This is a genomic window from Ureaplasma diversum (assembly GCF_000941095.1).
Lineage (GTDB): Bacteria > Bacillota_I > Bacilli_A > Mycoplasmatales > Mycoplasmoidaceae > Ureaplasma > Ureaplasma diversum.
Window position 1 is genome coordinate 672,739 of sequence record NZ_CP009770.1, and the last position, 14,323, is coordinate 687,061.

The 14,323-nt window shown below is 27.2% G+C and carries 11 protein-coding genes; 8 read left to right on the forward strand and 3 right to left on the reverse strand.

Features of this window, described 5'->3' with window-relative positions; genetic code table 4:
- Positions 1-7: 7 nt before the first annotated feature.
- From leuS to JM47_RS02670, 6 genes are all read left to right on the forward strand, one after another.
- Positions 8-2,425: a leucine--tRNA ligase gene (gene leuS / locus JM47_RS02645; RefSeq protein ID WP_208894861.1), complete on the forward strand. Its 2,418-nt coding sequence runs from the start codon at positions 8-10 to the stop codon at positions 2,423-2,425.
- A gap of 112 nt (positions 2,426-2,537) precedes the next feature.
- Positions 2,538-3,647 carry a molecular chaperone DnaJ gene (dnaJ, locus tag JM47_RS02650; RefSeq protein ID WP_208894862.1) on the forward strand — a complete coding sequence of 370 codons (1,110 nt, stop codon included), beginning with the start codon at positions 2,538-2,540 and terminating at the stop codon, positions 3,645-3,647.
- Position 3,648: 1 nt separating this feature from the next.
- On the forward strand, positions 3,649-4,299 hold the full coding sequence (gene grpE, locus JM47_RS02655) for a nucleotide exchange factor GrpE (protein WP_208894863.1): 651 nt from the start codon (positions 3,649-3,651) through the stop codon (positions 4,297-4,299).
- A gap of 48 nt (positions 4,300-4,347) precedes the next feature.
- The gene (locus JM47_RS02660; RefSeq protein ID WP_208894864.1) at positions 4,348-5,157 is read left to right on the forward strand and encodes a Rossmann-fold NAD(P)-binding domain-containing protein; all 810 of its coding nucleotides are present in this window, start codon (positions 4,348-4,350) and stop codon (positions 5,155-5,157) included.
- A gap of 341 nt (positions 5,158-5,498) precedes the next feature.
- Positions 5,499-7,067: an MAG3960 family lipoprotein gene (locus JM47_RS02665; protein WP_208894865.1), complete on the forward strand. Its 1,569-nt coding sequence runs from the start codon at positions 5,499-5,501 to the stop codon at positions 7,065-7,067.
- Positions 7,068-7,146: 79 nt separating this feature from the next.
- On the forward strand, positions 7,147-7,641 hold the full coding sequence (locus tag JM47_RS02670; protein ID WP_208894866.1) for a hypothetical protein: 495 nt from the start codon (positions 7,147-7,149) through the stop codon (positions 7,639-7,641).
- A 538-nt stretch (positions 7,642-8,179) separates the two neighbouring features.
- Here JM47_RS02670 and JM47_RS02675 read toward each other — a convergent pair.
- Positions 8,180-9,412 carry a GA module-containing protein gene (locus JM47_RS02675; protein WP_208894867.1) on the reverse strand — a complete coding sequence of 411 codons (1,233 nt, stop codon included), beginning with the start codon at positions 9,410-9,412 and terminating at the stop codon, positions 8,180-8,182.
- A gap of 284 nt (positions 9,413-9,696) precedes the next feature.
- Positions 9,697-11,193: a hypothetical protein gene (locus tag JM47_RS02680; RefSeq protein ID WP_408645523.1), complete on the reverse strand. Its 1,497-nt coding sequence runs from the start codon at positions 11,191-11,193 to the stop codon at positions 9,697-9,699.
- Between JM47_RS02680 and JM47_RS02685 the strand changes: the two genes are divergently transcribed.
- On the forward strand, positions 11,114-11,326 hold the full coding sequence (locus JM47_RS02685; protein WP_208894869.1) for a hypothetical protein: 213 nt from the start codon (positions 11,114-11,116) through the stop codon (positions 11,324-11,326). The two genes, JM47_RS02680 and JM47_RS02685, sit on opposite strands and share 80 nt — an antisense overlap.
- A gap of 200 nt (positions 11,327-11,526) precedes the next feature.
- Here JM47_RS02685 and JM47_RS02690 read toward each other — a convergent pair whose 3' ends face one another.
- Entirely contained in the window at positions 11,527-12,873 is a 1,347-nt protein-coding gene (locus JM47_RS02690) for an IS3 family transposase (protein WP_408645524.1), read from the reverse strand.
- A gap of 8 nt (positions 12,874-12,881) precedes the next feature.
- On the opposite strand from JM47_RS02690, the gene JM47_RS02695 reads away from it, so the two are divergent.
- Entirely contained in the window at positions 12,882-13,478 is a 597-nt protein-coding gene (locus JM47_RS02695) for a hypothetical protein (RefSeq protein ID WP_208894870.1), read from the forward strand.
- Positions 13,479-14,323 lie beyond the last annotated feature (845 nt).

A 14,323-nucleotide genomic window follows, 5' to 3' on the forward strand; every position in this document is an offset into this window, starting at 1 on the left:
TGAGAATATGTATAACCATAATAAAATCGAAAAGAAATGACAAAAGTATTGAAAAGAAAACGATACTTTTGCATTTGTAGATGATCATAATAAACCAAAATTCTATATTTTAGATATGTTCCCATATCCAAGTGGGAAAGGAATCCATGTTGGTCATTTAAAAGGTTATGTACCAACTGATGTAATTTCACGTTATCATCGTTTAAATGGATATAATGTACTTCACCCAATGGGCTGAGATGCTTTTGGTTTACCTGCTGAACAGTATGCTTTAGATACAAACAATCATCCTAATGAATTTACTCAAAAAAACATTGAAGTTTTTAGAAAACAACTACAAAGTGTTGGGTTTGATTATGATTATAAAAAAGAAGTAGATACAACAAGTCCTGATTTTTATAAATGAACACAATGAATCTTTGTACAACTATATAAACACAATTTAGCTGAGATTCAAGAAATTGATGTTAACTGGTGTGAAAAATTAGGGACAGTTTTAAGTAATGAAGAAGTGTTAGTTGATGCAAATGGGAATCGAGTTAGTGAACGAGGTTCACACCCAGTTGTTAAAAAACCAATGAAACAATGAGTCCTTAAGATTGTTGATTATGCTGATAAATTATTAGAAGGATTAAATGATATTGATTTTCCTGAATCAATTAAATTATTACAAACTAATTGAATTGGTAAATCTGAAGGAGTTAATTTAGATTTTAAAGTAGCTGATCAAGATCTTAACTTAACTGTTTTTACAACTAGAATTGATACGATTTATGCAGTTTCATATTTAGTTATAAGTCCTGAGCACCCATTAGTAGCTTCTTTAACTAAACAAGAATATAAAGAAGCTGTTGAACAATATGTTTCTAAAGCTAAACTAAGTAGTGATTTAGATCGAATCGCTAAAGTTGATAAAACTGGAGTTTTCTCTGGAAGTTATGTGATTAACCCATTTACTAAAGAATTAATTCCTGTATGAATTAGTGATTATGTACTAATGTCTTTTGCAACAGGAATAGTAATGGGAGCACCTGCACATGATGAGCGTGATTTTGCTTTTGCAAGCAAATATAATTTAGCTATTAAAAGTATTATACAAACCAATCAACCTTTACCTTATTTAAATGATGGTAAACACATTAATTCAGAATTAATTAATGGTTTAAATATAGCTGATAGTATTGCTAAATTAAGTGCTTATATAGTTGAAAATAACTTAGGAAAAGTAACTCAAAACTATAAACTAAGAAACTGAATCTTTAGTCGTCAACGATACTGAGGTGAACCATTCCCAGTATTATTTAATGAACAAAATGAAATTGCAATCATAGAAGATTTACCAGTACAACTACCAGATCTAGATGATTTTAAACCATCAGGAACTGGGGAATCACCTCTTGCAAATGCAACTGAGTGATTATATGTAATGATTGATAATAAGAAATATCGTCGTGAAACTAATACAATGCCCCAATGAGCTGGTTCATCTTGATATTTTCTAGCTTATATTTTAAAAAACAGAGATGGAACATACACACCCCTTAATTCAGCTGAAGCTTATGATCGATTTAGTCGATGAATGCCAGTTGATTTATATATTGGTGGACAAGAACACGCTGTTTTACACTTATTATATTCTCGCTTCTGATATCAATTCTTATATGATATTAAAGCTGTTCCTAATAAAGAACCATTCTTTAAAGTAATTAATCAGGGAATGATTTTAGCTGCAAATAATGAAAAGATGTCTAAATCAAAAGGAAATGTGATTAATCCTGATGATTTAGTACAAAGCCATGGAGCAGATGCTTTACGTTTATATATGGTCTTTATGGGACCAATTACAGCTACATTACCATGAAATAATGATGGGATTGATGGAATGCGTAAATGATTAGATCGAGTTCATCGATTATATATGAACTTAAATGATCTAAAAGTAGTTGATAATGTTGATCAATTAGATCAAGAAATTATATATGCATACCATAAACTAATTCATAACTACAAAAAAGCAATGAAGGAATATGCTTTAAATATTGCTATTTCTGAAATGATGGTATTTATTAATGTTATGTATAAACATAAAGTAGTTAACTATGAACTATTAGATAACTTCTTAATTTTATTATCTTGTTTTAGTCCCCATTTAGCTGAAGAATTATATAGTATTAACCATAATACATCAGTTTGTTTAGCTACTTTCCCATCTTATGATGAATCTAAACTTCAACTAGATACAGTTACTATCCCAATCCAAATTAATGGTAAACTAAAACATACAATTAATGTACAAAGAGACTTAGATCAAGAACAATTACTAAAGCTTGTATTAGAAGATGAAGTAATTAAAAACATTATTAACAACCAACCAATTAAAAAACAAGTTGTTGTTATTAATAAAATTGTTAACTTAGTAATTTAAAACTAATTATTAGTTCATTTATTTATATTATTTATTAGCAATCATTTAAAGAGATTGCTAACTTTTTTATTTTATTATATAATTTAACCATTGTGTTTAATGGAGGTTTATAATGGCTAAACGTGACTATTATGAAGTATTAGGAGTTAGTAAAAATGCAACTGATGCTGAAATTAAATCAGCTTTTCGAAAACTAGCTAAAGAATATCACCCAGATAAAAATAAGGGAGCTGATGCTGAAGAGAAATTCAAAGAAATCAATGAAGCATATGAAGTATTAAGCGATGCTAACAAGCGTGCTCATTATGACCAATTTGGACACTCTGATTTTAACCAATTCCAAAATGGTGCTGGTTTTGGTGGGTTTGATGGTTTTGGTTCAATGTTTGATGATATCTTTGGATCATTCTTTAATGGTGGATCAGGGTTTGCTAATCAAGCTCAAAGTAATGTTGATGATATTAATCTAGGTTTAAGAATTAGCTTTATTGAATCAGTTAAAGGATGTTCTAAAAAGATTAAGTTCAACCGTCATGTTGACTGTACTGCTTGTAATGGAGTTGGAAGTAAAGATCCAAATGATGTTATTATTTGTACTTCATGTCAAGGACGTGGTAGAAAAGTTAAAATTGTACGAACACCATTTGGTGAAATGAAACAAGAAAAAGCTTGTAGTTCATGTAAAGGTGAAGGTAAGAGTTTTAAATCTAAGTGTGAGACTTGTAAAGCTAAGAAATTGATGGTTGAAAGTGTTGAATTGACCGTTGAGATTGCAAGCGGAGTTGATGATGGTGAAGTATTAGTTGTTAAAAATAAAGGAAATGTAATTAAAGGACAACGAACTGATTTATATTTACACATCCAAATCGAACGTTCTCGTTACTTTGAACGTCACGGACTTGATATTTATTCAGAAACAATTATTGACCCGATCTTAGCAATTATTGGGGGAACTGTTGAAGTTGTTACAACTAATGGCATTAAAACAATTATTATCCCACCAAACACCCCAGTTGGAAAACGATTCAAGATTTCAGGAGCAGGTATTGAATCTAAAAACAACCGTTTACTTAAAAAACGGGGCGATTTCTATACAACAATCAACTATGCTAAACCAGTTAATTTAACTGAACAAGAAAAAGCTTTCTTAAAAGAGTTAACTAAGAAAACTAATCACGAAGTTGAAGAACACAGAAATACATTATTAAAGGAGATTAAATAGGATGAGTAAAAACAAGAACAAAAAGCAAGATCAAAACCAACAAGCTAATGAACAACAAACTCAAAACCAAGTTGTTGATCAAACTAATAGAGAGCAAGAACAAAAAGAAATCAATCCTTTAGAAATCGAACTTAATAAACAAAAACAAATTAATCAACAACTAGTTTTTAAAGTTGCTCAACTTGAACAACAAATCAACAAACTTAATGATGATTTTATTAACCAAGTTCAAGCTAAAGCTAATCAAGCAAAAGAATTATTAAACCAAAAACTAAATGAACTTGAACAAAATCACAACCAAAAAGTAGTTGATGCTGTTTATAAAATCTTCTCTCAAAAATTTGATGCTTTATTAGTAGCTATTAATCATTTCTCTAAAATTGTTGATAATCAATATGATGATGAAAAACTAAATGCTTTTATTTTAGGATTTAGAATGATTGCTAATCAAATGATCGATGGATTAGCTGATTTAGAAATTAGCAAGATTATCCCAACAGTTGGTTCATTAATTGATGATAGTTGTATGGAAGCAGTTGAATTAGTTGATTCATTAAACTATAATAGTTTAACAATTGTAGAAGTTGTTGAAACTGGTTTTAAATACCAAGATAAAGTAATTAAGTATGCAACTGTAAAAGTTGCTAAATAAAACTATTAAATAAAACCAGGATTAGTTTCTGGTTTTTTGTTTGTATTAATGAAAACAAGTTTACAATCAATCTTAGATCAACTATATTGATCTAAATCTAAACAACTAATAAACTTAGCTAAAACTAAAAAAACTAAACGAATAATATATGTTTACTATGATAGTAGATCAATCTTTAAAGATAGTATCTTTTTAAAATCTAAACAACGATTAACTAAACAATTTAATATTGAATTAATCAAAAGAGATCTTAATGATTATTCAATAATAGAGTTAGTTGATCAATTTAATGATATTAAAACTAATCATCATTTCTTATATTTTGAACACCCATTATCTAGTTATTATAAAAAACTTAATTTAAACCAATATCTATCATTTGATATTGATCTAGAAGCAGCTTTATATAGTGATCAAACTAAACACTTATCTAACTATTTACCAATAGCTGGATCAATAGTTGTTGATTTAGTTAAACTAATTAACTTAAATAAAGAGTTAAAAATAGTAGTAATTGGTAAATCAACAACTTATGGATTATATATTTATAACTACTTAGTTAATAATCAGTATGATGTATGTTTGTTTGATTCTAAAACAAATAACATCAACACTAAACTTAAAGCTTATGATGTAGTAATAAGTACTATTAATCAAGCTAATGTCTTTAGTTTTAAAGATCTTAAAGATAATAGTTATTTAATAGATGGAACAACAGTTCATTATAATAACTCTTTAGTTGGATCATTTGATATAAACACTTATATAGCTAATAAAAATATTAACTATATAACAACTCCTAATGGAGTTGGTAAACTTAGTAGTATTTATTTACTATTAAATTATTTTAAAGATTAATTATTAATAAGACTATTAGAGATAAAGAGAAGATGAGTAGAACTAATGATCTTTGATGATTAGTTTTTTGATTCTAGTTAGTTAGTTAGTTAGTTAGTTAGTGTGTTGTTGGTTCAGTGGGTTTGAATAAATCATGATTAAAACAATGATATTGTTAGTAATAAAGGAAGGGGTTTGTGCGATGCTTACTCCCTAAATTATCAAACAAATAATTAATTAACATATACCTAAACTCCTTAAATATTTATTCTAGAAAATAAACAATAATATAGTATTGATTAATTAGATGTTGTTTGGTTTGTGGTTTAATATTTATAAGAATAGATAACTTATAAATTATTATGACAAAAGCTAGAAAAATATTAATTAGTAGTTTTATATTAACTACAATTGGATCAGTTAGTGTACTTGTTGCATCTTGTTCTAAAGCAAAGAAAGACGAACAACCAAAGACTAAAACTGGCTCACAACAACAACAAGAAGAAAATAAACAGATCATCAACCAATCTAAACCAAAAGAAACTAAACAAGAATATAATCCAAACATATTTAAATTTGATAACATCAGATTTAAAATAGCTAAAGAAGATAATGATGAACAGCTTAAAACTAAAAGCTTTTTAAATGAAATTAAAGCAGTGAATCAATTAGATAAATATGTTGCTAAAAAAGATGATTTATATATTTCATCAATTTATGTATTTGATAAATTAAGAGAAGATCCAACCTTTGCTAAAGCATCTGTTTATATTAATCATCATGAACCAATGTTTACAAGAAAAGCTTTTGATCCAGAACATCTAAAAACAATGGTTAATACTTTAGAATCTAATAAACATTGATCTATAGATCAATTAAGATCCGAAATGGATAATCGTCATGAAAAATTATTTTTTGCAAAACTAAAAGAGGAGTTAGGAAATAAAACTGATTTTTTAGATAATATCCCTGATAGACTTGGTAAATACCATAGAGAGGAATTACCACCAAAACCAACAGAAGATGATGGATTTAGAGTTCGTTTGTCTTATGAAAGAGCAGTTAAAGAAAGAGAAACGCAAAGAGAATATTTTTATATGCGGAAATGAACTGAAGAAGATCCGTGACATTTTTATAAAGAAAATGGCATTTCTAAACCAACACTTCTTTGATATTTAAATCGAGTAATTTATGGTTCAGATAAATGAAACACAAAATTCAAAGAATCAAATCACAATAACGAATTGTTTTTAAGTAAATTATTCTATGAAAAAACATTAACTAAAGACCAACGACAATATTGAGATATGGACTTTATAATGTACAACTTTATGAATCAATCGTCTCTTTTAATGAGTTCGGGCGAACAATATGATTTATATAAAGCATATTTAGAATATCTAGTTCAACTAGCTAATTTAAACTTACATCAAATCCAAGAAAAAACTGAAAACAATAAAACAGTATCTAAAGAAGAACAGTATATAGAAAAGCTATCAACTACTGTTGAACAATTATTAGCATTAGAAAGACTTGCTCTTAAAACTTTACAAGCAAACCATATTCTAGGTTTTAGTGCTGCAACACATACTAATCCTAATCTTCAATTATTTGCAGGTAATACACATTTAAAAACACCAACAAATTTAAGAGCATTTTATATGTGAACTGCTAATTTATATAATAAATTCATTCAACCATTATTGCATAAACTAAAAGAACCTGCTAGTAGAATTCAACGAAGATTTAAAACTGCTTTTGAATCTACTAATAAAGAAAAGAAGATTATGAACTTTATCTGAGAAAACCTTAAGCACACAGAACAGAATGATGTAATACTACCAAAAGTAATTACAGACGAATGACAATTAAACAGAGATTATAAACACATTATTAAAAAATTACTTAATCCTAAATCTAAAAATAATTAAAAGTAATTTTTTAATAATATTTGCTAATTTATAATATTAATCAAATTAAAGATAATTTCTAATTACAAAGGACTTAACTATGGCTATTGCATCAGATCCATTAACAATTGCTAAATGGTTTTTAAATAAACAACCAATGACTCTTAAAAAACTTCAAACATTAATGTTTTATTCATATGGTAATTATTTATTATTTAATAATCAACACTCTTGATTAAGTGAGAAGTTATTTAATGAAAAGATAATTCTTAAAAACGGTTCTATATTTATTAAATCTGTAGCTGATTATTATCAAAAATATGGTTCTGATGTTATAAGAACCAAGAAAGCAATTGATAAAAAGTTATTGAATAAAAAAGCTGAAGTACAACTAGAAGTAATTCTTGAAGAAACACCACTTAATAATGGTATGTACGATTCAATTTGAAATTCACATAAAAGAAAGATTCTAGAACTAAGTCCTAATATGATTGGTTTAGATGAAGATTCATTAGAATTAAATGACGGATTAATACACAAAGTTTTTCTTGAAAATTATCAAGCTATGATGAAAAGCAAACAAAAAGTTAAGTAGTTAATACTTATTAATTAATATTTACTATTTTAATGATCTATATAACTAAAAATACCCCCTTTAATTAGATGGTATTTTTAGTGTTAATTTAAGTAATTGATAAACTTAAGATTTGAGTGGTTAGGTTTTTGAAAGGGGATTATATATTTTCAGGGAAATGTTTTCTGGTTAGTAAATTAATGCCCTTAAAATCTCCATTTAATCACAATTTACTTATTTCATAAACTCCCTTTTTATCGAAAGGTTCATAACTATCAATTTTCAACTATAGGGTTGGCTTATCAATAGTTTCTTTTCTATATATACCTAATGTTGATACTTCTTTTGTTGTTCCGTCTGGATACTTGAAATTCATTAATCAAGTTCTTGTTGCTTTATAATCGAATATATCTTCTGAAGTAATTTTTAAAGTTATAACTAATGATACTAAATTAAATTTATCACCTTTTGAATTAACATATGGAACTTTTTCTATTTTTAAATCTTTTACAATTGTTCCTGTAACTTGACCAATTACATTAACTAAAATATCTTCAACTTATTGAATAGTTGTTGCTTGATCTATTTTAGTTAAAACTTCATCAGGTTTTTCAAGTGGAGTTAAATTAACATCCTTTTTTACCTTCTTTAACTCTTCAATTCTTGCTTTAGCATTGTCTTTGCTAGCTTTTAGTAACTTTTCTTTTAAATCTTCTTCTGATGTTGATTTTTTAACTTCTTCCTTAAGTTGTGATTTTTGATCTTCAGGGATATTTAAAAATGATTCAGCAAGTAAAATGCCATTATTTAATTTTTTAGCTTTTTCAAGTTGCATTTCTACTTCTTGAACTGAAGTACCTACTTCAATTTGCTTTTTGATTTTTTCTTTATCTTCATCAGGTAAACTTTTTAAATAATCAACTCGTTCACTAGCAGATAATTTTTTATTCTTGAGTTCATCATTTTGTTTAGTAGCATTCGCTAAAATTGATTCAACTTGTTCATTAGAATTAGCTTTATCAACTTGGTTTTTAAATTCTGTTTTTTCTTCATTAGTTAATTCACTCAAACCATCAATTTGAGTTTTTGCATTAGCTTTGTTTTGAATTAATAAATTTGCTTTATTTTGCTCATTAGCTTTAGCTAAAATTGTTGCCACTTCATCACTTGAATTAGCTTTATCAAGTTGGTTAGAATAATTACTTTTTTGATCTTCATTTAAATGACCTAAATTATTAATTTCACTTTTAGCGTCAACTATCTCTTGTTTTAGTTGTTTTAACAGCTCTAGCTTATTTTCTTTATTTACTTGATTCCGATCATTTGCTTTTTGAAGAATTGAATCAACTACTTCTTCAGATTCTGATTTATTAATATCAACTAAAAAACGTGATTTTTCTTCTTCTGTCAAATCAGCTAGTGTATTAATATGTGAAACTGCACTTTGTTTCTTAGTTGCTAATGCAGCTTCTTTTGCTTCTTTTGCTTCTTTAGCAACTTTATTTGAATTATTTGTTTGATTTGCTTTATTAAAAAGTTCATCAGCTTCTTCTAAAGATTGAGCATTACTAATATCTGTAGTAAATTTAGTAACTTCATCAGAACTTAAATACATTAATTCATTAATCTTTGTATTTAATTCACTTTTCTTAGTTCGAAGTTTAACTTCTTGATATGTAATACTATTTTGTTTATTAACTGTTACACCAACAGTTGCACCAATTATTGCAGAAGCTAAAATAAATCCACTAACTCCTATAATTATTGGTTTTTTACTTTTTAGTTTACTCATATAAAATACCTCTATATTTAAGACTATTGAGTATTAGATTAGTATTTGATAGGGTTTTAAATATTGTTAATTTATAAGATATTTCACTTTTTAATGAGTAAAAAATGGATTTTTTGATTTTGGTTGTTCGTAAATCAAGTAGAATCCATTTATTTTTTTGGTGTAAAAATAAGGGGGTACTAAAATAATATTATTTTAGAGAGAGAGAGAGAGAGAGAGAGTTTGTGTATTTTTACAAGACGCATTAAATCCACTTTATTGATTAATAATTCGAATATATAATCTTATTTGTAGTCAACAGTTCCATCTGTTTTTGTTCCGTTGAATTTAAGTGTTTTACCTTTTAAGTCTACAATGTGATATTCTTGGTCTATTTCTAAGATGATTTTATCTATTTCAACATCTTGTTCCATATTCTTTCTTCCCTTTATCGAAGCTTCAAAATCAATTTTAGTTTCAGTGTTTCTAAAAACATCATTTTCAATATGGTTTACAATAATTGGATCAAAATAAACTATATCGTTTTTAGAATTTTTGATAATTAACTTAGCTGTTGGATTAGTTGTGAATCTTGTGTTTATATTTTTTCCAGTTATTAATAAAAGTAAATTTTTAATATTATGAACTAAACTAGCTTGGTATTGTAATTTTGTAACTTCTAGTTTATTTTCAGTTTCATTAGCCTTATTAACTTTTTCAATATGTTTCTTAGCATTTGTTAATGCATTTTCTAGTTTTTCTTTAGCTTCGTTATATTTGAATGAGTTTTGACTTGAACTTTCTTTAACTAATTCATCAATAGATTTAATATCTTTTTGTAGTTGAGTTTTACCATCTATATATTTTTGATCATTTAGTGAATCGGTTAGATAAGTTGTTGTCAATGTTCTTTGATTATTGAATGCTTTCATAGCATCATCTTTAGCTTTTTGATTTGCTTGGTTAGCTTGTTCTGAGATAGTATCAACATCTTCTTTTGATGTAGCAGAATTAATTTTGTTCTTAAATTCTGTTTTTTGTTGTTCAGTCAAACTAGTTAATGCATCAATTTCAGAACTAGAAGTATTTTTCTTTTCAACTAATTCCTTCTCTTTTTTTGCTTTATTTTGGTTGTTTAGTTGATTTGCTTGTTCTAGAACTTTATTAATATCTTCTTGACTAGATGAATTAGCAATTTGTTCTTTAAACTTATTCTTATCATTGTCTGATAAATCTGCTAGTTGATCAACTTGGTTATTAGCTTCAATTTTCTTGCTGTTTGCTTGTTGTTGTAAAAGTAATCTCTTACTCGTCTTATTAGTTTGAACAAGAGTTTTAGCTTTTTCTAAAACAGCTTCAGCCTTTTGTGTTGAATCAGCAACTTCGACTTCTTTTAAAAGAGCTGTTTTTTGTTCTGGTGTTAAGTCAACTAAATCATTAATTTCATTTTTAACTTCAGTTTTCTTAGATACTAATTGAGCTTGATTAGCTTTAACTAAAGCCGTTTGAACTTTTTGTTCAGAATCAGCTTCATCTATTTCTTTTAAAAGTAACTCTTTTTGTTGGTTATTTAAACTAACCAATCCACTAACTTGATTTTTAGCATCATTCTTAGATTTTATTAATTGAGCTTGTTGGTTTGCTTTATTAGTAGAACTAGTTTGAGTAGCTTTAGCTAAAACATCATCAACTTCTTGAACTGATCTTGCTTCATTCACTTCTTTGTTAAATTTATTTACTTCTTCAGGTTTTAAACTACTTAAACCATTAATCTTATTAACTGTTTCAGTTTTCTTAGCTAAAAGTTCAGATTCTACTCTTCTATCATTTGCTTGTTTATTAACAGCAACCTCTGCTACTACTCCTGTAATAGTTGAAGCAGCTATAAATCCACCTACTCCGATTAGTATTCCTTTTTTTGCTTTTGCTATTTAGTTTACTCATCTAAATTACCTCTTATTTATTCCTTTAAACTAAGAGTTAGTAGCTCAAATAACTCTCTGATTTAAAGCTTCAAAAAATGGGTAAATTATAAAAATTCACTTATGTTTTGCAAAAAAAAAAAAAAAAAGCGATTTATCAATTAATTGTTGTAGTGAACCCGATTTTTTGGACAAATTAATTCTTGTCTATTGTTATAAGGATTGATGCCTGTATTGTACAGGAGTCAATCCTTTTAATTTTACTTGTATTCTTTCGTTATTATAGTAATGAATGTAGTTTGTTATAGCTTGGATTAATTCTTCAACCGTTTTAAATTCAGATTCATGACCATAAAACATTTCGTTTTTTAGTTTACCGAAGAAATTTTCCATAGGCGAATTATCAAGACAATTACCTTTTCGCGACATTGATTGAATAATATTTTTCTCAGCTAGCATTTGGCGGTATTGGCGCATTTGATATTGTCAGCCTTGATCTGAATGCAATATTAACCCACTTAAGTCTTCAAACTTTTGAAAAGCTTCACCAATCATCTTAACTGTCTGTTGAAAGTTAGGGCTTGTTGAAATATTAAAAGCAATAATTTCTCTATTGTGCATATCCATAATTGGTGATAAGTATACTTTGCTATTAGTGATGCGAAATTCAGTAACATCAGTTGTTCATTTTTGATTACAAGAAGTGGTTGAAAAATCTCGTTGATAATAAGTTTTATGAGCAACTTGATCTTGAATCTTGATTAATAGATGACTCTTCACTACCCCATTTAAATCGCCTTTGTATGATCGATATTTAGCTTTAGGAGTTAGAGCAAATAATCCCATTAGTTTCATTAAACGTTTCACTTTTTTATGATTAATTAAAATCCCTCTATTTGCTAATTCTAGTGTGATTCTACGGTATCCATAGCGTTTTTTGTGGTGGTAATAAATTTCAGTGATAAGGCTCATTATTTCCTTGTTTTTCAGATCCTTACTTACCTTTTTAAGGTGGTAATAATAATCACTTCTTGAAATGCCTGGACAATTTGGATTGCTATTAATTACTTCTAAAATGAATCTCAAACTACATAACAATTCTTGCCTTAGTTCTGTGATAGCTTGAGCTATTTCTTCTTTTGTTGGTTTTCTCTTTTCTGAACTAAGGCATCTAATTTTTTTAAGTATTCGTTCTCTATGGTAAGGCGTAAATTCTGCTTTCGTAAAAGTTCATTTTCTTGCTTCAATGAGATGTTCGTCTTGTTTTCTTGCTTTTTGTTCATATGGTTTACGGCCCCTCTTTTTCTCTACAACATTATACCCGTTTTCAAGAAAAGATTTAATTCATGAGTGTAATAAACCAACATTAGATAATCCTAATTCTATCGATACCCTTACATAAGTTTCACCGTTAAGCAAAACACGATCAATTGCTGCTTTTTTGAATTCTTTAGAATATTTTTTATTCCTAGAACGATAAACAATCTTAGTTCCATGCCTTTCTATTAACCGAATAATGTATCAAACAACGGTTCTGTTTAAATTGTATTTCTTTGCAATTTTATTAAATGAAAAATCTTTTTCTTTGTACAAAGAGTAGATCTCTAACTTATCTTTCAAAGGTTTCAAATTCAGTTTACTTATTAGAAAGTGATAAAAAAAGCTTTAATGAAAAAATTGATGAAATTAAAAGCAACGAACAAGTAGGTAAAATTCAAGAAATTCTCAACGAAGCAACTAAGAAAGAAAATGAACGTAAAGAAAAATTAACTCCTACTAAGAGTAATTTAAATGTTTTAGCGGGACGAAATTATCTTCACTTTGAATTCAAGACTTCTAAAGATACATTTGATAAAATAAAAGAGAAGAAATTTAAAATGCTAATTAGTTTAGTTGGTTTTGATGGAACTCCTTATGAATCTCAAGAAGATAATGCGGCAAGCCTTGCATCAACTGATGGCGGACCATATATAAGAGGGACTCAATTAAAAGATGGTTCTATGCTAGTTTATATTGAATCTCTTAGATATTTCAACGAATCAACAGCTGCACCAGAAGGTAAATATAAAATTGTGAAATTATGAGATGCTGATGATGAAAATAAAGCCGATCTCTTAAATGTACACTCTCAAGAAATAGAAATACGATATAAGAAAAAGCAGTAGCTTAATATTTCAAACACATCCTTAATTTATAACTATTAAACAAACAAAATTAGAACGCACCAGTTTATGATGTGTTCTAATTTTTCATGCTTATTTTTAAGATTTAATATATTCTTACTATAGCTATTTTAATTGTTCATAAGTATATGTACAATTTGTTTTCTTTATAAAAAAAGATTGCCAATGATGAGTTGTTTGTATCAGTTAGAATTTGTTCATCAATCCGTTGTACAAATTCATAATTAATCTAGAGTTTACAAATTTACACATTTTAATATTTCTTTAAAAACCCGTCATATCAGAAAATATCTCTTTTAGGTATTTTATGAATCTATTTATAGTCATAGTTTTCCTTCCAACTTTTTCCAATACTCCAATACATACATATCATTTTGCATTTAAAATAAACCACCTTAATTAGAGTATAGGCAATTTCATTCATTATATCCTTAATAAAAATTGAATATTTTGTTCAGTTTCAGATAAGTTCAATTCTTTTAGATTTATTAGCAGTTTTCTTTAGAAATCATTTCATAACTTAATATAGATGTTTCAAAGACTCTATATTTTTATATACAAAAATAGGTTTTAAAGTTTAAACAAGGAGGATGAGAATCAACCATTTTACTTCATTATCTAAAATGAATTTAAGGATCATCAAGTATCAAAACAACAAAAGTTATAATCCCCTCTAAAACACTTTTAACCGGAACATTTACCTAGAAAGTCCTTTTTTTTTTTTTTTTTTGAAGGACAAAAAAATGAATTTAGAATTGCTCTATATTTCTCAAACCAAACTTTTAAAAAGGAATTTTCAACATAATTTTAACTATCAAAGGATTTAT